21 protein-coding genes and 1 pseudogene are annotated in these 20,572 nt (G+C 66.4%); 16 read left to right on the forward strand and 6 right to left on the reverse strand.

The features are described 5' to 3' along the window. Positions 1-24: 24 nt before the first annotated feature. The 11 genes and pseudogenes from EOHIBHHM_RS01455 (at position 25) to EOHIBHHM_RS01505 (ending at position 9,953) form a co-directional block, all read left to right on the forward strand. Positions 25-1,155: a monovalent cation/H+ antiporter subunit E gene (locus tag EOHIBHHM_RS01455; RefSeq protein WP_497253915.1), complete on the forward strand. Its 1,131-nt coding sequence runs from the start codon at positions 25-27 to the stop codon at positions 1,153-1,155. Further along, positions 1,152-1,445, forward strand: a complete 294-nt coding sequence (locus EOHIBHHM_RS01460; RefSeq protein WP_497253917.1) for a cation:proton antiporter — start codon at positions 1,152-1,154, stop codon at positions 1,443-1,445. The genes EOHIBHHM_RS01455 and EOHIBHHM_RS01460 overlap by 4 nt, the downstream gene beginning before the upstream one ends. Further along, a pseudogene (mnhG, locus tag EOHIBHHM_RS01465) lies at positions 1,442-1,750 on the forward strand (monovalent cation/H(+) antiporter subunit G); the annotation flags it as partial. The gene EOHIBHHM_RS01460 and the pseudogene mnhG, both read left to right, overlap by 4 nt. A 101-nt stretch (positions 1,751-1,851) precedes the next feature. Further along, positions 1,852-2,385 (forward strand): DUF4040 domain-containing protein, encoded by a 534-nt coding sequence (locus tag EOHIBHHM_RS01470; RefSeq protein WP_497253919.1) that lies wholly within the window; start codon positions 1,852-1,854, stop codon positions 2,383-2,385. After that, positions 2,382-2,903, forward strand: coding sequence for an MnhB domain-containing protein (locus EOHIBHHM_RS01475; protein WP_497253921.1), 522 nt, complete (start codon positions 2,382-2,384; stop codon positions 2,901-2,903). The genes EOHIBHHM_RS01470 and EOHIBHHM_RS01475 overlap by 4 nt, the downstream gene beginning before the upstream one ends. Next, entirely contained in the window at positions 2,900-3,268 is a 369-nt protein-coding gene (locus EOHIBHHM_RS01480) for a cation:proton antiporter subunit C (RefSeq protein WP_497253923.1), read from the forward strand. The genes EOHIBHHM_RS01475 and EOHIBHHM_RS01480 overlap by 4 nt, the downstream gene beginning before the upstream one ends. Further along, positions 3,261-4,802 carry a monovalent cation/H+ antiporter subunit D family protein gene (locus EOHIBHHM_RS01485; RefSeq protein ID WP_497253925.1) on the forward strand — a complete coding sequence of 514 codons (1,542 nt, stop codon included), beginning with the start codon at positions 3,261-3,263 and terminating at the stop codon, positions 4,800-4,802. Before EOHIBHHM_RS01480 ends, EOHIBHHM_RS01485 begins: the two co-directional genes overlap by 8 nt. After that, positions 4,799-6,649 carry a proton-conducting transporter transmembrane domain-containing protein gene (locus EOHIBHHM_RS01490; RefSeq protein WP_497253927.1) on the forward strand — a complete coding sequence of 617 codons (1,851 nt, stop codon included), beginning with the start codon at positions 4,799-4,801 and terminating at the stop codon, positions 6,647-6,649. The genes EOHIBHHM_RS01485 and EOHIBHHM_RS01490 overlap by 4 nt, the downstream gene beginning before the upstream one ends. After that, a complete protein-coding gene (locus EOHIBHHM_RS01495) occupies positions 6,649-8,409 on the forward strand; it encodes a Na(+)/H(+) antiporter subunit D (protein WP_497253929.1) in 1,761 nt (586 codons plus the stop codon). The genes EOHIBHHM_RS01490 and EOHIBHHM_RS01495 overlap by 1 nt, the downstream gene beginning before the upstream one ends. Before the next feature lie 111 nt (positions 8,410-8,520). Continuing rightward, a complete protein-coding gene (gene hpt, locus EOHIBHHM_RS01500; protein ID WP_497253931.1) occupies positions 8,521-9,090 on the forward strand; it encodes a hypoxanthine/guanine phosphoribosyltransferase in 570 nt (189 codons plus the stop codon). 179 nt (positions 9,091-9,269) lie between these two features. Beyond that, entirely contained in the window at positions 9,270-9,953 is a 684-nt protein-coding gene (locus EOHIBHHM_RS01505; RefSeq protein WP_497253933.1) for a type 1 glutamine amidotransferase domain-containing protein, read from the forward strand. Between the two features lie 22 nt (positions 9,954-9,975). Here EOHIBHHM_RS01505 and folP read toward each other — a convergent pair whose 3' ends face one another. The 3 genes from folP to EOHIBHHM_RS01520 are packed head-to-tail and all read right to left on the reverse strand — an operon-like array spanning position 9,976 to position 13,810. Next, positions 9,976-12,426, reverse strand: a complete 2,451-nt coding sequence (gene folP / locus EOHIBHHM_RS01510; protein WP_497253935.1) for a dihydropteroate synthase — start codon at positions 12,424-12,426, stop codon at positions 9,976-9,978. Between the two features lie 54 nt (positions 12,427-12,480). Beyond that, the gene (locus EOHIBHHM_RS01515; protein WP_497253937.1) at positions 12,481-13,311 is read right to left on the reverse strand and encodes a trypsin-like peptidase domain-containing protein; all 831 of its coding nucleotides are present in this window, start codon (positions 13,309-13,311) and stop codon (positions 12,481-12,483) included. A gap of 52 nt (positions 13,312-13,363) precedes the next feature. After that, complete coding sequence (locus tag EOHIBHHM_RS01520; protein ID WP_497253939.1) at positions 13,364-13,810, reverse strand: VOC family protein; 447 nt, start codon at positions 13,808-13,810, stop codon at positions 13,364-13,366. Between the two features lie 115 nt (positions 13,811-13,925). Between EOHIBHHM_RS01520 and EOHIBHHM_RS01525 the strand changes: the two genes are divergently transcribed. Together EOHIBHHM_RS01525 and EOHIBHHM_RS01530 are read left to right on the forward strand one after the other, a co-directional pair. After that, positions 13,926-14,141: a hypothetical protein gene (locus EOHIBHHM_RS01525; protein WP_497253941.1), complete on the forward strand. Its 216-nt coding sequence runs from the start codon at positions 13,926-13,928 to the stop codon at positions 14,139-14,141. A gap of 85 nt (positions 14,142-14,226) precedes the next feature. Then, on the forward strand, positions 14,227-14,559 hold the full coding sequence (locus EOHIBHHM_RS01530) for a hypothetical protein (protein WP_497253943.1): 333 nt from the start codon (positions 14,227-14,229) through the stop codon (positions 14,557-14,559). Between the two features lie 255 nt (positions 14,560-14,814). On the opposite strand, the gene purH is transcribed toward EOHIBHHM_RS01530, so the two are convergent. From purH to EOHIBHHM_RS01545, 3 genes are all read right to left on the reverse strand, one after another. After that, positions 14,815-16,401 (reverse strand): bifunctional phosphoribosylaminoimidazolecarboxamide formyltransferase/IMP cyclohydrolase, encoded by a 1,587-nt coding sequence (purH, locus tag EOHIBHHM_RS01535; protein ID WP_497253945.1) that lies wholly within the window; start codon positions 16,399-16,401, stop codon positions 14,815-14,817. A 186-nt stretch (positions 16,402-16,587) separates the two neighbouring features. After that, entirely contained in the window at positions 16,588-17,412 is an 825-nt protein-coding gene (locus EOHIBHHM_RS01540) for an IS5 family transposase (RefSeq protein ID WP_497256876.1), read from the reverse strand. Positions 17,413-17,477: 65 nt separating this feature from the next. Further along, positions 17,478-18,008, reverse strand: coding sequence for a DUF7344 domain-containing protein (locus EOHIBHHM_RS01545; RefSeq protein ID WP_497253947.1), 531 nt, complete (start codon positions 18,006-18,008; stop codon positions 17,478-17,480). A 315-nt stretch (positions 18,009-18,323) separates the two neighbouring features. Between EOHIBHHM_RS01545 and EOHIBHHM_RS01550 the strand changes: the two genes are divergently transcribed. From EOHIBHHM_RS01550 to EOHIBHHM_RS01560, 3 genes are all read left to right on the forward strand, one after another. After that, positions 18,324-19,202, forward strand: coding sequence for a SipW-dependent-type signal peptide-containing protein (locus EOHIBHHM_RS01550; RefSeq protein ID WP_497253949.1), 879 nt, complete (start codon positions 18,324-18,326; stop codon positions 19,200-19,202). A gap of 117 nt (positions 19,203-19,319) precedes the next feature. Then, a complete protein-coding gene (locus EOHIBHHM_RS01555) occupies positions 19,320-19,505 on the forward strand; it encodes a hypothetical protein (protein ID WP_497253951.1) in 186 nt (61 codons plus the stop codon). Next, positions 19,502-20,548, forward strand: a complete 1,047-nt coding sequence (locus tag EOHIBHHM_RS01560) for a signal peptidase I (protein WP_497253953.1) — start codon at positions 19,502-19,504, stop codon at positions 20,546-20,548. Before EOHIBHHM_RS01555 ends, EOHIBHHM_RS01560 begins: the two co-directional genes overlap by 4 nt. The last annotated feature ends 24 nt before the right edge of the window (positions 20,549-20,572 follow it).

Raw genomic sequence — 20,572 nt, forward strand, 5'->3', positions numbered from 1 at the left:
GTCACCAAACGAGGTGGAAACCCCGTGGCGGATGAAGCGAGCGCACACGTACTCGTCCCGGTCGGCGAGTCACCGACGCTCCGTAACACCGTCGCCTACGCCGTCCAGACCGCCCGCGAACGCGCCGAGGAGACGGGCGAAGCAGCGACCGTCCACTTCGTCTACCCCGCGGTGTGGCGGGCGGTAGAGCCGACCCGCGCAGAGAAGTTCGAACGCGCCGAAGAGCTGTTGGAGCGCGTCGAACTGTGGGCCGAGGAGGACCTCGGCGACGACGAAGAGACGGAGGACCGGGACGTCGAACCGGCCGTCGACGTCGAGACGGCGGTCGTCGGCAGCGACGAGTACCTGTTCAGTCCGGCCGACTTCGCCCGTGTCATCGTCGCCTACGCGAACGAACACGGACTCGACCGCGTCGTCGTCGACCCGGAGTACCAGCCCGGCGGCAACGCACCGATGCTCCGTCCGCTGGAGTTCGAACTGTCTCGGAGCGACCTCTTCGTCGAAGAGGCGCCGGTCGAACGGCCGGCGCGGCGAGGCGTGCTCGTCGGTCGCGAGAGTCTCAGCCAGTATCTCATCGTGTTCGGGACGTCCTACCTGTTCTACCTCACGCTGGGTGGGTTCAGCGGGACGTTCGATCTCGTGACCGGTGCGATAAGCGCCGGCATCGTCACGCTCGTCCTCGGGCAGATCTCGCTGAAGGGGCGCCCCGACCTGAAAGGGATCCCCGGCGAACTCGGTCGTTTCCTGCTCTACATTCCCTATCTCGTCTGGGAGATCGCGAAGGCGAACGTCACGCTGGCGTACGTCATCCTCCACCCGCGACTCCCGATCGACCCGAAGATGGTCCAGTTCAGAGCGGCCGTCTGGAACGACCTCCCGGCGACGACGCTCGCGAACAGTATCACGCTCACGCCCGGGACGCTCACCGTCGAGGTCAGCCAGCGGGAGTTCTTCATCCACTCGCTGACCCGCTCGGCCCGCCGCGACCTCCTCGACGGTGCGCTCGAACGAGCCGTCCGGTTCGTCTTCTACGGTCGCGCGGCCGCGCGCATCCCGAGTCCGCGAGAGCGGGAAGCCGAGCGCGAAGACCCGCAGTCGGCACAGCCACACCCCGACTCGGCGACGCCCGCCGCAGGCGAGGAGGGTGAGGAATGAGCGCCGCGTCGACGTCGCCGCTCGTCGCGGACGCGCTGCTCGGCGCCGCGGGTGCGTTCGTCGCGCTCGCCGTCGTGGTCCTCTACCGCGTGGTCAAGGGGCCGACGATGCAGGACCGCGTCATCGCGGTCAACGTCATCGGGTCGAACACGGTGGTGATCCTCGCGCTGATCGCCGCCGCGTTCGGTGAACCCGGCTACCTCGACGTGGCGCTCGTCTACGCGCTGTTGAACTTCCTGATGAGCATCGCCATCTCGAAGTTCACGGTCGAGCGAGGTGGAGTCATATGACGCCCGTCGAGCTACTGATAATCGCGCTCGCCGCCGGCGGCGTCTTCTTCGGCTTCGTCGCGGCGGTCGGTGTGCTCCGGCTTCCGGACCTCTACACGCGTGCGCACGCGGCCTCGAAGAGCGACACGCTCGGAGCGGTGTTGAGTCTCGCCGCGGTCGCACTCGTGTTCGGGGCCGACACCGCGACGGTGAAGGCGGTGTTCCTCGTCGTGTTCATGTTCGTGACGAACCCGACGGCCGCCCACGCCATCGCGCGGGCCGCCTACGACCAGGGGATCGAACCGTGGACCGAGGAGGATGCCGACCGGGACGCGACGGCGACCTCGGAAGCCTCGCGGCCCGACGAGACGGACGAGACCGGTTCCGTCGCCACCGACGGCGCCGGCGTCGCCACGGGAGGTGACCGATGACGCCGATCGAGGCGACCATCCTCGTGTTCGTCATTGGCTGTGCGCTGGCGACGGCCGTGTTGCGCGACATCCTCGCAGTCATCATCGCGTCGGCCGCCTACAGCCTCGGTATCGCCATCCTCTGGGTGCTGCTGCAGGCGCCCGACGTGGCGCTCACGGAGGCCGCCGTCGGTGCCGGTATCATGACACTGCTGTTCCTGTTGACCGTCGCGAAGACGGTGAACCCCTCGACCGACAAACTGTTCGAGCGGATCCGACCACGGACGTTCGTGGTGCTCGCCTGTTTCTTCGGGGTGATGCTGGTGACGGTGCCGGCGCTCCCCGCCGTCGGCGACGCCGGGTCGCCGGTCGTCGACGGCGAGGTGACGAACTACTACCTCGACAACGCGTACGAGGAGACCGAGGTCGGGAACGCCGTGACGGCGGTGCTCGCCGCCTACCGTGGGTTCGACACCCTCGGCGAGGCGGCAGTCGTCTTCACCGCCGGCGTCGCGGTACTGCTCGCCCTTCGACGGGAGGCGTTCGTATGAGCCACGACGAACAGACGGACGGCGGGACGGTCCGCACGCCGTCGAACAACCGCGTCTTCCGCACGGAGGACCAGACGCCGTACGTCGAGAGTACCATCATCATGACCACCGTCCGGGTAGTCGTCCCGTTCATCCTCACGCTCGGACTGTTCGTGATGTTCCACGGGGCTGACTCGGCGGGTGGCGGGTTCCAGGGCGGTGTCATCGCCGGCACCGTCGTGTTGCTGTTGGCGTTCGCGTTCGGGATCGAACCGGTTCGCGACTGGCTCGACGCCGCCCGGTTGCTCGGACTCGTCACCGTGGGTCTGCTGACGTTCCTCCTCGTCGGGTTCGGGGGACTGCTGTTCGGCGGGTCGTTCCTCCAGTACACCGCCTACCCCATCTCGCACGCCAGCAAGTACGGCATCGAACTGGTCGAACTCGGCATCGGCGCGGTCGTCGCCGGCATCATCACCGGGCTGTTCTTCCTCCTCGCCGCCGGGTTCGACACGAACGACCCGATGGAGGACGACCAATGAACGCGAACATCCTCTTTACCCACTACAACTACATCGTCGTCGCGTTGCTGTTGACCACCGGTGCGTACATGCTCGTCGAGACGCCGAACCTCGTCAAGAAGGTCATCGGAATGAACATCTTCCAGTCCGGTATCTTCCTGTTCTTCATCACCTCGGCGTACCGAACCGGGGGGTCGCCGCCGCTCGTCGGCCACGGCGGCGAAGGGACGACGTACGTCAGCCCGCTACCACACGTGCTCATCCTGACGGCCATCGTCGTCGGGGTGAGTCTCACGGCGGTGGCGCTGGCGCTCGTCGTCCGCATCTACTCCGAGTACGGGACGCTCGACGAGCACGTCCTCCGGGAGGTGCGTGCCGATGAATGAGCTGCTTCCGCTCTTGGTCGCCATCCCCCTCCTCGGAGCCGCGCTCACGCTCGCGGCCGGGTTCGCCTTCGAGCGAATCGGGTGGCCGCTCTGCTTCCTGACGTCGCTCGCCCACGCGGGGCTGGCGACGGCGATCGCGGCGACCGTCTACGCCGGTGGGTCGCCGCTCGACCACGGCGTCGGCGGCTTCGCACCACCGTTCGGCATCGAACTCGTCGTCGACGGGTTCAACGCGGCCGTCATCGTGCTCGTCTCGGCGGTCGCCGTCGGCGTGCTCGTCTACGCGCGCCGCGCCGGCCCGCACTCGGTGCCGTTCTACACCGGCTACCTGCTGCTGCTGGCGGGGCTCTCGGGGATGACCATCACGGGCGACATGTTCAACCTCTACGTCTTCCTCGAGATTACCGGACTGGCTGCCTACGCACTCGTCGCGACCGGCGACGACGGCCGCGCGGCGGTCGGCGCGCTGAAGTACCTCCTCGTCGGCACCGTCGGCGCGTCGCTGTTCCTCCTCGGGATCGGCTACGCGTTCATCGCGACGGGGACGCTCAACATGGCGGACCTGGCGACGAAGCTCGCCACGGCCGACCCGACGCTCGTCGGCGCGTCGTTCGCGCTCGTCGCGACGGGGCTGGCCGTGAAGACGGCGCTGTTCCCGCTGCACACGTGGCAGCCGGAGGCGTACGCCAGTGCACCGGACAGCGTCAGCGGGCTCGTCGCGGCGCTCGTCTCGACGGTCTCCGCGTACGCGCTCGCGCGCGTCACCTTCAGCGTCTACACCGTCGACTTCCTCCGCTCCTCGGCGTTCGCCCAGGAGTTCCTGCTCGCGCTCGCCGCGCTCAGCATCGTCGCCGGCAGCGTCCTCGCGGTGATGCAGACCGAAATCAAGCGGATGCTCGCCTACTCGTCGGTGTCGCAGTTCGGCCTCGTCGTCGCCGGCGTCGCCATCGCCAACGAGGCGGCGTTCACGGGGAGTATCGTCCACCTCGTCGGCCACGCGGTGATGAAGGGTGGGCTGTTCCTCGCCGCGGGCGCGCTGGCGACCGTCGCTGGCGCGCGTACCGTCGACGAGTACGACGGCCTCGGCGCGCGCGCGCCGCTTCTCAGCGCCGCCTTCGCCGTCCTGTCGCTGTCGATGGTCGGCGTCCCGCCGGCGGTCGGCTTCGTCGGCAAGTGGTACATCGCGCTCGGCGCGATACAAGCCGAATCGTGGCCGATCGCCGTCGTCATCCTCGTGAGCACGCTGCTGACGCTCGCGTACTTCCTGCGTCTCGTCGAGCGGATGTACTTCCGCACGTCGACGACGACGGAGACCACCTCGTCGTCGGCGACGGAGACGGGGACGGCCGCCGTCGCGGACGGCGGTGACGACGCGACCACCGACGACCCGGCCGACGACGGGCTCGCCCGCCCCTCGCCGGGGATGATCGCCGTCGTCGTCGTCGCGGCGCTGCTCGCGGTGACGCTCGGTCCGCTCGTCTCGACCTTCGAACCGCTGCTCGAACCGACCCTCGAACTCCTACTCCAGCAATGACAGAGATTCAATCACTCAGACCGCTCGCGGCGGTCGCCGTCCCGGCGCTCGCCGCCGTCGCCATCCTCGCGTCGGGCCGCCGCCCGAACGTCCGTGAAGGGTGGACGATCCTGGCCGCCGCATCGACGCTCGCCCTCGTCGCGAGCATGGTTCCCGGCGTCCTCGCCGGCGACACGTACGTCACCGACCTCGGGGCGTTCGTCCCGCTCGGAAACGGGAGCGTCGACTTCGTCGTGCAGGCCGACGCGCTCGGCCTGCTGTTCGGCCTGCTGGCGAGTCTCCTCTGGCTCGTCACCAGCTTCTACAGCATCGGCTACATGCGCGGCCTCGACGAACACGCACAGACACGCTACTTCGCCTCGTTCGCCGCCAGCGTCGCCAGCGCCGTCGGCGTCGCGCTCGCGTCGAACCTCCTCGTCCTGTTCGTCTTCTACGAACTGCTGACGGTGGCGACCTACCCGCTCGTCTCGCACGACGAGACGGCGGAGGCGCGCGCCGCCGGCCGGAAGTACCTCGCGTACACGTTCGGCGGCGGCGTCGCCGTCCTCGCGGGGACCGTCCTCGTCTACGTGCTCGCCGGGAGCGTCTCGTTCACGCCCGGCGGTATCGAAGGGCTCGCCACGGCCGACCCGACGCTCGGTCGTGCGGCGTTCGCGCTCCTGGCCACCGGGTTCGGCGTCAAGGCGGCGCTGATGCCAGTCCACTCGTGGCTGCCGGACGCGATGGTCGCGCCGACGCCCGTCTCGGGGCTGCTGCACGCCGTCGCCGTCGTCAAGTCCGGCGTCTTCGGCATCGCGCGGGTCGTCCTCGAGGTGTTCGGGCCGGACACCGTCTCGAACCTCGGCGTCGGCGTCCCGCTGGCCGCCGTCGCGGCGTTCACGCTCCTGGCGGCGAGCGTCATCGCGCTCCGACAGGACAACCTCAAGCGCCGACTCGCCTACTCGACGGTGAGCCAACTGTCGTACATCGTGCTCGGACTGGGGATCGGCGCGTCGATGGGTGGCGACGCCGCGAGATACGCACTTATCGGCGGATTACTCCACATCCCCGCCCACGCGTTCATGAAGCTCACGCTGTTCTTCTGTGCGGGGGCGATCCACGTCGAGACCCACACCGACGACATCAGCGACATGGCGGGTATCGGCAAGCGGATGCCGCTGACGATGGCCGCCTTCGGCGTCGCGGCGGCCGGCATGGCCGGCATCCCGCTCGTCGCCGGCTTCGTCAGCAAGTTCTACCTGCTCATCGGCACCGCCTCCGGCGGCGCAGTCGCGTTCGCCGCCGCGCTGTTGGTCTCCGGCGTGCTCAACATCGCGTACTTCTGGCCCGTCGTCTACCAGGCGTTCTTCGAGAGCGAGACGCCCGACGGCCACGACCGCAAACCGCTCATCGAGAACCCGCTCGGCGGCCGCTCGGCCGTCGCCGCCGACGGCGGCGAGCGTAACGGTGGGTCGAACCGACAGGGTGCGACCAGCGGCACGTCGACCGCCGACTCCGAGGGCGAGTACGCCGTCGACCGGAACCCGAGCGACCACACCCGTCCCGGCGAGTTCGAGACGGACGCCGGCGAGACGCTCGACCGCGAGCACGAGGAACGCGCCGACGGCCACCACGACGACCACGCCGACCACACCGACCACGACTACCACCATCACGGCGGGCCACCCGCCGGTGGGTGGGAGCGTCGCAGTTGGCTCGGTGGTGAGGGGTCGTGGTTCGTCGTCGCACCCATCCTGACCGCGGCGACCGGATCGGTCGTCCTGGGTCTCGTCCCCGGGCGGGCGGTCTTCCTGCAACTCGTCGAGTACGTCGTCTCGGCGGCGACGGTCGTGGGGGTGTTCGCCTGATGGAGGCGTTGACCGCGATCCCGCCGTTCGTCTACGTGCTCGTCGCAGCACTGCTGTTGCCGTTCGTGCCGCGCCGAGTCGGCCACGCCCTCGGCGCACTCGCCACCGCCGCCGTCGTCCCCATCGCGTTCCTCGCGCCCGCAGGGACCCACTGGGCGGTGCAGCTGTTCAGCTTCGACGTCGTGCTGTTCAACGTCGACGAGTTCTCCCGGCTGATGGGGATCATCTTCGGCTTCATCGGGGCCGTCGCCGTCCTCTACTCCTCCGCGACGGAGGCGTCGAACGAGCAGACCGCCTACGCGCTCACCTACGTCGGCACCAGCGTCGGTGCCGTGTTCGCGGGTGACTGGCTGACGCTCGTGTTCTTTTGGGAGCTGATGGCCGTCACGAGCACGCTCCTCGTCTGGGACTACGGCGGGAAGGCCGTCCGCGCAGGCTTCCGCTACGCCGTGCTACACGGTATCGGCGGCAGTCTCGTGCTCGCGGCGATCGTCTGGCACTACGCCGAAGTGGGGTCGTTCCTCTTCAGCGCCTCGACGGGCATCGTCGGCGGCGGCCCCGCGGTGCTCGCGCTGGCCGCCGTCGGCATCGGCGTCAACGTCGGCTTCGTCGGGCTGCACGCGTGGCTGCCGGACACCTACCCGCGGCCGCACGTCGCCGCCAGCGTCTTCCTCTGCGTCTACACCACGAAGACCGGCGTCTACGCGATGTACCGGGCGTTCCCGGAGGGTCACCTCTGGATCGCCTACATGGGCGGGGCGATGGCCGTCTTCGGCGCGACGATGGCCGTCCTCCAGAAGGACATGCGCCGACTGCTCTCGTATCACATCCAGTCGCAGGTCGGCTACATGATCGCCGGCGTCGGCATCGGGTCGACGATCGCGACCGCCGGCGCGTTCGGTCACGTGTTCAACCACATCCTCTACAAGAGCCTCCTGTTCATGACCGTCGGCGTCGTCATCTACCGCACCGGCGAGGAGAGCCTGAAGTACGTCGGCGGCCTCGCCCGTGACATGCCGGTCACGACGGGGGCGTTCGTCGTCGCGGCGCTCTCTATCGCCGGCTTCCCCGGCTTCAACGGGTTCGTCAGCAAGGGGATGATCATCGCCGAAGCCCACTACAAACATCTCGACGTGCTCTGGTATCTCCTCTTGGCCGGCGGGGTCGGCACGTTCCTCTCGTTCATCAAACTCGGCTGGTACGCCTTCTACGAGGGGAGCTACGACGGGGAGGTGTCCGACGCCAACCGCCTCCAGCAGGTCGCGATGGTCAGCGTCGCGGTGCTCTGTATCGTCTACGGACTGTTCCCCGACGCGCTGTTCGCCCTCCTCCCCGGCAACGAGGGTGGGTTCGACTACACCACGTACACGGTCGGTCACGTTCAAGAGGGGCTGATCCTGGCCGCCCTGGGTGTCGTCGGCTTTGCGATCCTGAAGAAGCCGCTGGACCGCATTGGGCGCGTCCCGGACGTCGACGCCGTCTACAACCCGCTCGCGTTCTACGGGACGCGAGCGCTGGTTCGCGGCGTCACCGAGACGTACGCGGCCGTCGACCGCGCGGCGGTCGCCTCCGCGGCCGGCGTCACCCAGACGCTCCAAAACCCCAAGGCGGTCGTCCGGCAGGTCGCCGGTCGAACGGAGACTGACGCGACCAACGACGAGTCCGCGTGGCCCGTCTCGCTGCAGGCGGGTATCGGGACGAGCATCCTCCTGTTGGTCGCGGTCACGACGGTCGGCATCGCGCTGTTGGTCGTCGCGTAGACGCGTCTGTCCCGTCTCAGTGGGTCGCTTTCGTGACGTCCCGCCGTGAGACAGCAGCACGAACGGCCCCCGAATCACAACCATTTATCCCTGCCGGCAGAAATTGTCGTCATGGACCAACTGCGGCAGTCGCTGCTTGACGCTCCGATCATCGAGAAAGGAGAGTACGAGTACTTCGTCCATCCGATCAGTGACGGCGTTCCGATGCTCGAACCGGGCCTGCTCCGCGAGATCGTCATCAAGATCATCCGCAAGGCCGAGTTGGAGAACGTCGACAAGATCGTCACGCCCGCGGCGATGGGGATCCACATCTCGACGGCCGTCTCGCTGATGACGGACATCCCGCTGGTCGTCATCCGCAAGCGCCAGTACGGACTGGAGGGCGAGGTACCGCTCTTCCAGCAGACGGGCTACTCCGAGTCGGAGATGTACATCAACGACGTCGAGGAGGGCGACCGCGTGCTCGTCCTCGACGACGTGCTCTCGACCGGCGGGACGATGAAGGCGATCCTCGGCGCACTGAAGAACGACGTCGGCGCGGACGTCGTCGACGTCGTCGCCGTCATCAAGAAGGCCGGCCCGAACGAGCTCGACGACACCGACTACGACGTGAAGACGCTCATCAACGTCACCGTCGAGGACGGCGAGGTCGTCATCGTCGACGAGTACGGCGACGGGTAGCCGACGCGACGCCGACCGCCCGCTCTTCCCGACGAACCTTCGCCACGAGCGACGCGTACGAGTGCCCTCTCGGTTCGCACACCGGTCGACGAACTGACTGGCCCACGTTCGCACACCGGTCGCGGCCGGACGTTCCGCGGCCGGACGCCTTTTTCAGCCCGAGCGCGAACTAGGCGTGTATGCCATCCGCACTGTTTATCGTCAGCGAGGAGGGGTACTGGGCCGAGGAGTGCATCGAACCGCTCACCACGCTCGATTCGGCCGGCGTCGACGTCACCGTCGCCACGCCGTCCGGCAACCCGCCAGTCGTCGACGAGCGCTCGCTCGACCCCGACGACGTCGGCGAGGAGGAGGCCGAACGCCTCCGCGACGTCCACGAGTCCGACGACCGCCTGAACGACCCGGAACCCATCGCCACGGTCGACGCCGACGACTACGACGCAGTCGTCTTCCCCGGCGGTCACGGGACCGAGTGGGACGTCAACCAGGACCGTCACGCGCGACAGGCGCTGCTCACGGCCGTCGCCGGCGACGAGGGGAAGGCGCTCGTCGTCTGTCACGCTGTCGGCATCCTCGGGTTCACCCGTGAGGCCGACGGGTCGCCGCTCGTCCAGGACCGCGACGTCACCGGCTTCCCGAACGAGTGGGAGGAGGGGATCGTCGACGAGCACGACAACATCGACGGGCGCAAACTCCCCTACTGGGTCGAAGACGAGGTGAAGGCCGCGGGCGGCAACTGGGACGCCGAACTCGACGCGGACACCAGCGTCACCGTCGACGGCGACCTGCTCACGGCGCGCGGTCCCGAGTCCAGTTCCGCGGCGGCGCAGACGCTGCTGGACGAACTCGGTATCGACGCCTAAGAGCGACAGCGACCGCTTTCGGTTACTCTTCTGAGAACTGCGCCGGCGAGCGCGCCGCCTGCGCGACGCGTACTGCGGCGACGTTCTCTTCGACGTCGTGGACGCGGACGATGTCCGCACCGCGGTCGACGGCGACGGCCGTCGCCGCGACCGTCGCATCGAGGTTGTCGCCTCCCTTCTGGCCGACGAGTTCGAACATCGACTTGTGGGAGTGACCGACGAGGATCGGACAGCCGAGCGCGTCGAACTCGTCGAGTCGGCCGAGCAGTTCGAAGTTCTCGGCCTTCGACTTGGCGAAGCCGAGACCCGGGTCGACGACGACGTTCTCGCGCGGGATGCCCGCTTTCTCGGCCAAGAGGACGCGCTCTGCCAACTCGTCGACGACGTCCTCGACGACGTCGTCGTACTCGACCTCCCGGTCGGGGTCGACCGGGGCGTCGAGACTGTGCATCACGATGACGGGGACGTCACGCTCGGCCGCCAGGAAACGCATCTCCGGGTCCTCGAGGCCGGTGACGTCGTTGAGGATGTCGGCACCGGCGTCGAGCGCGGCACGGCCGACGGCGGCTTTCCGCGTGTCGATAGAGAGGTGGACGTCGAGGTCGGCGAGCGCCTCGACGACCGGGACGACGCGGTCGATCTCGTCTTCGACGGGGACCTCCTCGGCGCCGGGTCGCGTGCTCTCGCCGCCGACGTCGATGATGTCGACGCCGGCGTCGATCATCGCCTGCGCCTGCGCGACGGCGGCGTCCCGATCGAAGAACTCCCCGCCGTCGTGGAAGCTGTCGGGCGTCACGTTCAGGATACCCATCACCGCGGTGCCGTCCTCCCACGGATAGCCGCGAGCGGGCTTCTCGACGCGGATGCCGAGTCGCCGACGGATGTCCTCTCCGAGCGCCTCGAGACCGAACGGCTGGCCCTCGAGTTTGTCGACGAGGCGGTTGAACTGCGAGAGCGTCCCCAGCAACACGACAGCGGAGAGTTCACCGTCGGTCAGATGACCGGAGGTGGCACACTCGCCGCCGAGACTCAGCATCTCCTCTTTGAGATACTGCGCCTGTCGGCGCTCGACGCGGAGCTTCAGCGACCGGTGGACCGCCTTCCCGCGCATCCGCCAGACGCCCGGTTCGGTGACGTGGGCGTCGCGGAGCACCGTCTCGGCGTCGTCGAGATCCCGAACCCGCTTCGGAACCTCCAGTCGGGTCCACGTCGTCCGCGCCTCCGCGACGCAGAACAGCGACCCGGTGACGAGGATGCAGTCGCTCGGTTCGGCGCGTTCGCGAACCTTCGCCAGCGACCCGGCGACCGAGAACCCCGCGTGGACGTCGTCGACGCCGACGTTCTCGAACACGCGGGCGAGCACCTCGGGGTCCTCGGCACGCGAGAGGTTCGGCTTGCAGGTGACGACCGAGTCCGGCGTCGGGAGCGCCCCGGCCATCTCGCGGTGGTCCTTGTCGTGCATCGCGGCGAAGACGAGGTGGAGGTCGTCGTACTCGTCGGCGAACTCGTCGAGCGTCGTCGCGAGTTGGGCGCAGGCGTCGGGGTTGTGTGCGCCGTCGAGGACGACCATCGGGTCGCGCTCCATCACCTCGAACCGGCCGGGCCAGTGGGCGTTCCGTAGGCCGCGGGCCAGCGTCGGTTCGTCGACGTCGGCGACCAGTCGGGCGAGCGTACAGGCGACGCCCGCGTTCGTCGCCTGATACGCACCGAGCAGCGGCAGTCGGGACTCGACGTGCCAGTCGGCGCCGTCGACGGTGACCGTCGACTCGGTGTGGTTCACCGGGCCGCCCGAGCGGGCCGTCACGTCCACGCCGTCGTCTGCGTCGCCGACGGTGACGACGTCGCCCGCCTCGCGACGGATCACCGCGAGCGCCTCGCCGGTCGCGGCCGTCACGAGCGGTGCGTCCGCCGGGGCGACGGCCGCCTTCTTCGTCGCGATCTCCTCGACGGTGTCGCCGAGCACGGACGTGTGCTCCAGCGAGACGTTCGTCACCGCGCTGGCGACGGGGTCGACGACGCTCGTCGCGTCGAGTCGCCCGCCCATGCCGACTTCGAGCACACTGACGTCGACGTCGCTGCGTCCGAACTGCCAGATGCCCATCGCCGTCACGACCTCGAAGAACGTCAGCGGCTCGCCCTCGGCCGCCCGTTCGACGAGGTAGGGCTTCGCCTCGTCGACGAACGTACAGAGTGCCTTCTCGGGGATCTTTCGCCCGTCGACGCGGATCCGTTCGCGGACGTCGTCGAAGTGGGGTGAGGTGTAGAGTCCGACGCGGAGGCCGGCCTCGCGGAGGATCGACTCGACCATCTTCGCCGTACTCCCCTTTCCGTTCGACCCCGCGACCTGAACGAACTGAACGTCCTCGTGGGGGTCGCCGAGGTGCGCGAGCAGCTCCCGAACCGACTCCGTGCCGGGTTTCACCTGAAACCGGCGGAGATCGAACAGGAAGTTCGCTGCCTCGTGGTAGTCCATATCCGCATCTCAGTCGGCGGCCGCTTTAGATTGTCGAAGGCTCGGGGGGCCGGGTCATCCGGTCCAGCGGCCGACGAGTTCCTCGACTGTCTCCACCGGCACGTGCAACGCCGAGGAGTTCGACGCGAACGACTCGCGGACCCGGTCGTCGCTCGGTTCGGGCGTCGACCCGGGGAACCGGCCCTGTCCCATCGTGCTCGCGTAGGTGAGTCCGACGACGTCGCCGTCGAGGGTGACGAGCGGCGACCCACTGTTGCCCTGTGCGCTCGGGACGGACGAGCGAAGCGTGTCGCCCGACCCGAGGACGCCCGTTCGTCCGCCGAACCGGCCGAGCGAGATGATCCAGTTGCCGACGCTCCCCGGGTGGCCGACCTGCACGAGCGGTTGGTCACGGTCGAGACGCTCCGCAGCCCCCGTCGAGAGCGTCGCCGGCACCTCGTCGTCGGTTCGGAGCACGGCGACGTCGGGGTCGCGGGAGGCTTCGACCAGTTCGAGGTCGAGGGTGTCGCCGTCGACGGTGTAACACGTCACCTCGCCGCCCTGCGAGACGACGTGCCCGTTGGTCACGACGTGTTCGTCGTCCAGTATCCACCCCGTTCCGACCGAGAACCGGTTTCCGGCCCGGAGTTCGAGGTAGACGACCGCCTCGCGCGTCGCGAGTCCGACCTCGCGGGCGCGCTCGCTGGTCTCTTCGTCGAACGCGGAGTCCTCCGGCCGCGTCACCGACGACGGCCGGGGGTCCGTCTCCGTCGCACTCGGACGGACGGCTGGAGGGAGCTGTTCGCGGGGCGGGAGATACCGGTCGGGGATCGACGTGTACGTCGCCAGTGCGGTTCCCCCGGCGAACCCGGTGAGCATGCCGAGGAACCCGCGTCGTGTCGCCATATCCGGTCTCAGGACTCGACAGGTATGTACGTGGCGGCCGACAGTCGGCGTGTCAGTCGCTGTCGAGACGGTCGTCGTGACAGACGAGCTCGACCCGGTTGCCCTCGGGGTCGGTGACGTACAGCGATCGCCACCCGACCCACTCGTGGACGGCGGTGTCGACGTCGAGCCCGTGCGACTGAAGTCGCTGCCGCTCGCTCTCGTAGGCGTCACGTGGGATGCCGAAGGCGACGTGGTCGACGGTCGAGCGCGCGGCGTCCGGCGGCGTGTAGTCGTCGCTCCCCGAGCGGTCGAACAGCGCGAGAATCTGCGTGTGACCGTCGACGCCGGGGGCGATATCGAAGAACGTGCTCGTCTCGAACTCGCCGAGGAGGGGGAGGCCGACGACGTCGGCGTAGAAGGCGGTCATCCGTTCGAGGTCGTCGACGCGGAGGGCGATCTCGCCGAGGCCAGCGATAGGTGTCTGATCCGAGCAACGGGGCGATTCGTCGGAGCTCATGGACCGTCGACGTCGCCGGTGGTGATGAAACCACCGCCGCCGTCCGCCCCCACAAGAACCCGCTGTGTATACAGGCAGGCGAGGGTTCCGTGGTCGGCCCGTCGGTAGAGACACGATGTTCGGTGCATTCTCCATCGGTAAGAAGGCGGCAAAGTACGGGTACAAGAAGTTCGGCGTTCCGGGCGCGGTAGTCGCCGGCGCAGGCGGTGCAGCCGGATACGCCGCGTTCAAGAAGAAGACGAAATCCGCGGTGAAAGAGGAGATCGACGACGACGACGAGAACGCCGGTGGCGGTCGACCCGGCGACGAACACCTCAGCAAGTCGCCCTGAGTGTGTCGACGCCGGGTCGAGAGGGGTTCGTGAGGTACAGTCGGCAACAACGACTTTCAGTCGTCCGCGCGTCTGTCGGGACGTAATGTCGGACTACACGCTGCACGTGCCGTCGATCCGCGGTGTGACGACCAACTCGCCTGATCTGCCGTACGAGGAGGAAGACTTCCCGATGGACGACATCGCGGACCTCGACGACTACTTCCTGCTGTCGACCTCCGGCATCCCACCGGAGGACTTCGACGATCTGCTCATCCCGGTCGCCCACGTCGACCAGCGACTGAGTCTCCCGCTCCTGCGACGTGCGATCGACGAACTCGAGACGATCGACGACATCGATCCGGAGACGAAAGCCGAGACGATCGAGATGATCCACGACCTCGCGGAGTGCTTCCCGAACGATAACCTCGGCGACTGAGCGAGCGTTCGCACGCTCTTCTCTCTATATTCGGCTCGAATATAGAGAGACGTCTCAACCTATTCGCAGAGATATCTGCCGACATATCTGTGAACATCTCTGCAAATATTCGCATAAATATGAATGGACAGGTGGAGAGAGCAGTGTTCTCTCGGAGGTCAGTGTACCGGACATCGGCGTTTCACTCGGTCGCGTCGGAAACCCAGCAAACTCGCTTCAGTTCGTTTGCTGGCTTTCGGCGTTCTCCCGCTTCACTCAGTCGTGCCGGAAACACCGACGCCCGGTGAACGCCATCGCGATGTCGTGTTCGTCTGCGGCTTCGATGACGTCCTCGTCGTTGACCGATCCGCCGGGCTGGACGACCGCCGTGATGCCTGCGTTCGCAGCCTCTTCGATGCCGTCCGGGAACGGGAAGAAGGCGTCCGAGGCCATCACGGCACCCTCGGCGTCTTTCCCCTCGGCGTGTTCGTCTGCCTTCATCGCGGCGAGTCGGACTGCGTCGACACGGGAGACCTGTCCCATCCCGACGCCGACAGTTTCGGTCCCCTTCGCGAAGAGGATGCCGTTGGACTTCACGTGTTTCAACACCTTCCACGAGAACAGCATCGTCTCCAGCTCCTCCTCGCTGGGTTCGCGCTCGGTGACGACCTCCAGGTCGTCGACCGTCGGCGACCACGTGTCGCGTTCCTGCACCAGTCGGCCGCCGACGATCGGCTTCTCGGTGAACCGCTCGCTGATCTCGCCGAGGTCGTCGGCGTCACCGACGTCGAGCACGCGGAGGTTCTTCTTCTCGGTGAGGACGTCGAGTGCGGCGTCTGTGTAGTCGGGTGCGACGACGACCTCCTTGAACGAATCGACGATCTGCTCGGCGGTGGCGGCGTCACACTCGCGGTTGAGCGCGACAATCCCTCCAAATGCGCTCATCGGGTCCGTCGAGAGCGCGGCCTCGTAGGCGTCGGCGAGAGTGTCGGCCGTCGCACAGCCGGCGGGGTTGGTGTGTTTGATGACTGCGGCGGCGGGTTCGTCGAACTCCTTTATCAGGTTGAGTGCGCCGTCGGCGTCGTTGTAGTTGTTGTACGAGAGCGCCTTCGCCCCCTCGTTCAACTGGTCGGCGTGGACGACGCTCGCCTCGTCGCAGGCGGCGTCGACGTAGACGGCCGCGTCCTGATGCGGGTTCTCGCCGTAGCGGAGCGACGCTTCGAGGTCGTTCGAGACGAGTCGTCGCTCGGGGAACTCGCCGCCCTCGTCGCCGTCGACCTGGACCGTCTCGTCCTCGACGGTCACGCGGTCCTCGGCGAACCAGCGAACTGCGCGGGGGTACGCCGTGAACTCCGCCTCGTGGAGCACGCGCTCTTTGAGACTCGCCTCGTCGTCGTCCTCGTAGACCGGGACGGCCTCCTGCGTGACGATGGGGCCGCCGTCGACCTCCTCGTCGACGACGTGGACCGTGCAGCCGGTCATCCGGACGCCAGCGTCGAGCACCTGCTCGTGGGCGTCCATCCCCGGGAACGACGGGAGCAGGGAGGGGTGGACGTTGAGCGTCGTCGGCGCATGGTCGACGAACTCGTCGGTGAGCACGCGCATGTAGCCGTCGAGACAGACGATGTCGAAGTCGTAGCCGTCGAGACGGTCGAGCACGCGTCGCTCGTGGTCCTCGCGGGACTCGTCGTCGTCGCGGGCGACGACCTCCGTCGGGATGCCGCGCTCGGAGGCCCCTTCGAGTACGGGTGCGCCCTCCTCGTTGGTGAGGACGACGCCGAGTTCTGCCCCGCCAGGGGCCTGATCGGCGATGTGCAGTAGGTTCCGTCCACGGTTGCTCGCGAGACCGGCGATCTTGAGCATACGTGAGTGACCCGCGCCCGGAAGAAAAACAGTTGCGGTTGCGACAGCGGAATTATACACGAATGTGTTATAGCGCGAGGCCACTTCCGGATCTATCGCCCGCGTATGGGCACATTCGTGTCTACTCGTCTCGCTCTAACAGTTGCTGGAGATAGTGCTGTGTTGAATAGGGGTACGGCGTAGGGATCAGAGCGGATCACAGAGTTGTTCGATGTTGATGATGGCGAACATCAGGACGATTTCACGGAACTCTCGATACCAGGTTTGCGCTCGCACGGCATCGCCGAGCGAGCGCTTCACGGACGAATACGACGTTTCAGCCATCCAACGCTGGGTGTAGCCACGCTCTCGAATGAGCGCGTTGTTGCTGAGCGCGTTCGCAGACGATCCACGGTAGTGAATCAACGGTTCCACGCTGAGGCTGTAGAACTCGTATTCAGAGTGCCAATCCTGGAAGCCGTTATCAGCAGCGACTGTATGCAGGTCGTCCGCGTTCCGGCGGACGACCTGCGGCCCTGATTTCGTATCATGTGGCCACTGCGCGTGGCACTGCACGTCAAGAACAGCGAGTGACGCTGTATCGGTCAATGTCGTCACTTTCATCGTCTCAACCGTCTGGTTCGACCGATCGAGATAATGCGCAGAGGCGTGGCCTCGATCAAAAAACGTGCTGTCGAGAGCGGCGAATCCAGACTGCGGGTGTTGCTGCGCTGAAACGCGCAGCAACGCCCGCCACACCCACATCTTGAACCGATCGAACGACTTGTTCAGCGTCGTGTAATCTGGGACGTCGCTCCTGTTCAACTCAAGGACGTCCCGTATGTCACCCATGTACTTCAGCCGATTTGCGGTTTCTCGGAAGCTGTGCTCCTCTTCGAGCCGAAACCCGTGAATAACGACGTGCTTCCAGCGGGCGAACCCGCCGGTGGCGGGCTCGCCCGCGTGCTTTCCCAAGGCTTGTTTGGCTAGACGCTTGAACCACTCAACGAAGTCGAGGAGATCGACTTCCACCATACCCGACCTCCTCGGCTTCATCCTTACTGATTTGACGGTCTATCCCGACGCCGTCTGTCTATTCAACACAGCAGGAGATAGACCCATCGCCGCGACCAGAGCTGGATGGCGACGGAGACCGCGAGGAGGAAGAGAAAGAGACTCGTCCAGAGCGTCGGCGGGACGGTGGCGAAGAGGAACACGTCGCGTTGTGCCGCCAGGACGACGAGCAGCGCCAACAGCATGAGTCGTTGGTAGAACTGCGCCCACGTGATCCCGTATCGGGTGACGACCTCCATGTAGAGGTCGACCTGTCGTGCCTCCCGCTGGAGTGCAACGGTCTTGCGGTCCTGGTCGTAGTCGATGACGCCGTAGGCGTCGAGCTTCGGCAGATGTGTCTGATGAAGCGAGTTGTAGACGCTGTCACGGATGTTCCGTGGTGGCGGCGATTCGCCGGTCTCCATCTCGGCGATCACCTCCGAGAGCCCGCGAACTGTCACCGCGCCGACGCACTCTTGGAGATGCTTCAGCACGCGTCGCCGTCGCGAGTTCCGCAGAATCTCGTGAATCTCTCCCTCCGAAATCTCCGAACGCCGAGTGATCTGCTGCTGCATTGTGAATCTCCCCGCCGACCGATCTCGTCTCGGCCAGCGGCCGATTGTGTGGGGGAAAGCAACATAAGAAATGGGAGGTTTCCCCGTCCGAGCAGCTGATTCGGCCGGAATCGGCACCTCGAACGGCTGCATCGCTCACTGAACGTGTTTCTGAGATCATATATTGGCTCGTTCAACCTGTCAAACGGACGGTTCGATTCGTTCGAATCCCACGTTTGTCGTGTCTCTCCGCTGTTAGCTAAGGGGGTATCCCCCCATGGACGAATCACGTCCGACCCACCCCCGACGGGTGGACATCGGATGGGAGCACGACCAATGTCCGACAAGAAACTCGAACTGTCTCGGCGCAACATGCTCGCCGGGCTCGGCACGATCGGTATCGCATCGGCAGGCGCAGGTATGGGTACGAGCGCGTACTTCAGCGACAACGAATACATCAACAAGAACACCGTCACGGCCGGCAAGCTCGACCTGAAGCTCGACTGGTGGCAGCGGTACTACCAGGGGAAGGAGAAGGGCTGGAAGCCACCCAAGGGGAAGCGAAAAGGCAGCCACGGTCCGATGTTCGAGATCAAAGACGCCAAGCCGGGTGACTACGGCTGTGGTCTGATCTGTATTCAGATCAAAGGCAACCCTGCGTACGTGTGGGCTGGCTGTGACCTCAAAGAGTGGGAAGGGAAGAAAACGACCGACCCCGAGAAGAAGGCTGACAAGGACAAGTACCCCGATCTCGCGGAGAACATCAAGGTCGCACTCCTCCGATATCCCATCGTCAAGAGAGCCAATGCGCAGGCATCCGGGAGTGACACCTCCAGTTACCGAGGGGGTATGATGTCCTCGCTCGAAGGAGACCGGACCTTCGGTTCGGCTGACAAGATCTTCGTGACGACTCTCAAAGACCTCTGCGAGAAGAAGCTTCACAATGGGCACCTCCTCGACGGAAAATCGAAGAACAAGAAGAAGAGCAAGTGCTTCAAGGGAGACACTACCTACTGCTACGGCTTCGCCTGGTGGATCCCCTATGAGACCGGTAACGAGATTCAGACGGACAAACTCGAGTTCAACCTCAAGTTCGGTGCCGTCCAGTGCCGCCACACGAATCCGAGGGGGATGAACCCCTTCAAGAAGGACAATAGCGCCGAGTCTTCCGAGGAGATAAGCGCTGAGTCCTCTGAGGAGACGACGGCCTCCTAAACCACCGAACGCAGGCTCTCTAGCACTGTAGCCCTCCCCGACCCCTTCATTCCCGACCCACGCTGGCACACGGGGGTTCGACTCCTCCGGTGGGTTCTTCACAACAGGAGACATCAAATGTCAAACCACTACGCATTGTCGCGACGGAAACGCCTCGACGTATTCAGGGAGGTCCACCTCGCATTCCTCGGTTCGGGGCCGGGGACGGGCGTCTACCAGAACGACATCGACATCGAGCCTGACAGCGAGGGCCTCACGAACGAACTCGACCTCAGTTTTGCCTGTCGGAGGTGGACGACGTGAACGTTCCAGAGATCGGCATGCGTGCGGCACACGTCGTCGGTCTGCTCGTGCTCGTCGCCGCCGTCTCGCCGTTCGTCGTCTACGCGGTCCCGCAGACCATCGGTGCCGACCAGAGCTTCGTCGTCGTCTCGGGAAGCATGGAACCGACGATCGCGCCGGGCGACGTCGTCCTCGTGGACGAGACTCCCAGTTCGGAGATCGAAGAGGGTGACGTCATCACGTTCACGCAGGAGGCGGATCAACGACCGATCACTCATCGCGTCGTCGAGGTCAGAGAAACCGACGGCGAGCGGGCGTTCGTCACGAAGGGTGACGCCAACGAGGACAGAGACGGGGGCGTCGTCCGTTCGAGCAACGTCCTCGGCGTCGTGAACCACGACATCCCGTTCGTCGGCCACGTCGTCATGTTCGGTAACGACCCACTCGGTGCACTGCTTCTCGTCGGAGTCCCGATCCTGTTGCTCCTCGTCTCGGAGGCGCTCGCGTTCGCCCGCTCCAGCGGTGAGTCCGAGGAGGGGAGCGACGTCGATCCGTCGACCGTCGCTACCCCCGCTCCGTCCGCCGACCGGGGGGCGGAGTCCGACGACGACACGATCACGATCACCAAGACGGACCTCCGGGGGACGCTCAGCGTCCTGTTCGTCTCGACCGTGTACGCCGGTTTCGTCCTCTACCTCGTCCAGTCGGCGTGGGCGGTCACCGGGTTCGTCGCAGGGCTCGGACTGCTGTTGCTCGGCGCGGCGGCCGCACACGCCGCTCCGGAGGCGGGCGTCGACGCTCCGGCTCCGAACGAAGAACCCACCCACGTCCGTTCGGACGGTGCGCTCGACGTCAGCGAGACGGCACCGCCGACGGCGCTGACGGAGAGAGAGTACACCGTCGCGGTCGACTCGCTCGACTCGTTTCTGGAGTTGGCGCGGGCGTCGGACCGGCCGGTCTACTGGACCCACGGGTCGTACGTCCTCCCGCTGGACGAGACGGTGTTCGTCCACGACGCCGACCACGACACCACCGAGACGGGCGACGGAGGTGACGTCGAATGAGCGAGAAGATCTCGGTGACGCGAC

The sequence above is a fragment of the Halogranum roseipondis genome, assembly GCF_059695585.1.

Excerpts from the sequence above, each read along its gene's own strand:
- EOHIBHHM_RS01530 (WP_497253943.1), top strand. The coding sequence starts at position 14,227 with ATGTCGGACTACACGCTGCACGTGCCGTCGATCCGCGGTGTGACGACC.
- EOHIBHHM_RS01470 (WP_497253919.1), top strand. The coding sequence starts at position 1,852 with ATGACGCCGATCGAGGCGACCATCCTCGTGTTCGTCATTGGCTGTGCG.
- hpt (WP_497253931.1), top strand. The coding sequence starts at position 8,521 with ATGGACCAACTGCGGCAGTCGCTGCTTGACGCTCCGATCATCGAGAAA.
- EOHIBHHM_RS01525 (WP_497253941.1), top strand. The coding sequence starts at position 13,926 with ATGTTCGGTGCATTCTCCATCGGTAAGAAGGCGGCAAAGTACGGGTAC.
- EOHIBHHM_RS01515 (WP_497253937.1), bottom strand. The coding sequence starts at position 13,311 with ATGGCGACACGACGCGGGTTCCTCGGCATGCTCACCGGGTTCGCCGGG.
- EOHIBHHM_RS01505 (WP_497253933.1), top strand. The coding sequence starts at position 9,270 with ATGCCATCCGCACTGTTTATCGTCAGCGAGGAGGGGTACTGGGCCGAG.
- folP (WP_497253935.1), bottom strand. The coding sequence starts at position 12,426 with ATGGACTACCACGAGGCAGCGAACTTCCTGTTCGATCTCCGCCGGTTT.
- EOHIBHHM_RS01545 (WP_497253947.1), bottom strand. The coding sequence starts at position 18,008 with ATGCAGCAGCAGATCACTCGGCGTTCGGAGATTTCGGAGGGAGAGATT.
- EOHIBHHM_RS01475 (WP_497253921.1), top strand. The coding sequence starts at position 2,382 with ATGAGCCACGACGAACAGACGGACGGCGGGACGGTCCGCACGCCGTCG.
- EOHIBHHM_RS01460 (WP_497253917.1), top strand. The coding sequence starts at position 1,152 with ATGAGCGCCGCGTCGACGTCGCCGCTCGTCGCGGACGCGCTGCTCGGC.
- EOHIBHHM_RS01520 (WP_497253939.1), bottom strand. The coding sequence starts at position 13,810 with ATGAGCTCCGACGAATCGCCCCGTTGCTCGGATCAGACACCTATCGCT.
- EOHIBHHM_RS01480 (WP_497253923.1), top strand. The coding sequence starts at position 2,900 with ATGAACGCGAACATCCTCTTTACCCACTACAACTACATCGTCGTCGCG.
- EOHIBHHM_RS01485 (WP_497253925.1), top strand. The coding sequence starts at position 3,261 with ATGAATGAGCTGCTTCCGCTCTTGGTCGCCATCCCCCTCCTCGGAGCC.
- purH (WP_497253945.1), bottom strand. The coding sequence starts at position 16,401 with ATGCTCAAGATCGCCGGTCTCGCGAGCAACCGTGGACGGAACCTACTG.
- EOHIBHHM_RS01555 (WP_497253951.1), top strand. The coding sequence starts at position 19,320 with ATGTCAAACCACTACGCATTGTCGCGACGGAAACGCCTCGACGTATTC.
- EOHIBHHM_RS01490 (WP_497253927.1), top strand. The coding sequence starts at position 4,799 with ATGACAGAGATTCAATCACTCAGACCGCTCGCGGCGGTCGCCGTCCCG.
- EOHIBHHM_RS01550 (WP_497253949.1), top strand. The coding sequence starts at position 18,324 with ATGTCCGACAAGAAACTCGAACTGTCTCGGCGCAACATGCTCGCCGGG.
- EOHIBHHM_RS01495 (WP_497253929.1), top strand. The coding sequence starts at position 6,649 with ATGGAGGCGTTGACCGCGATCCCGCCGTTCGTCTACGTGCTCGTCGCA.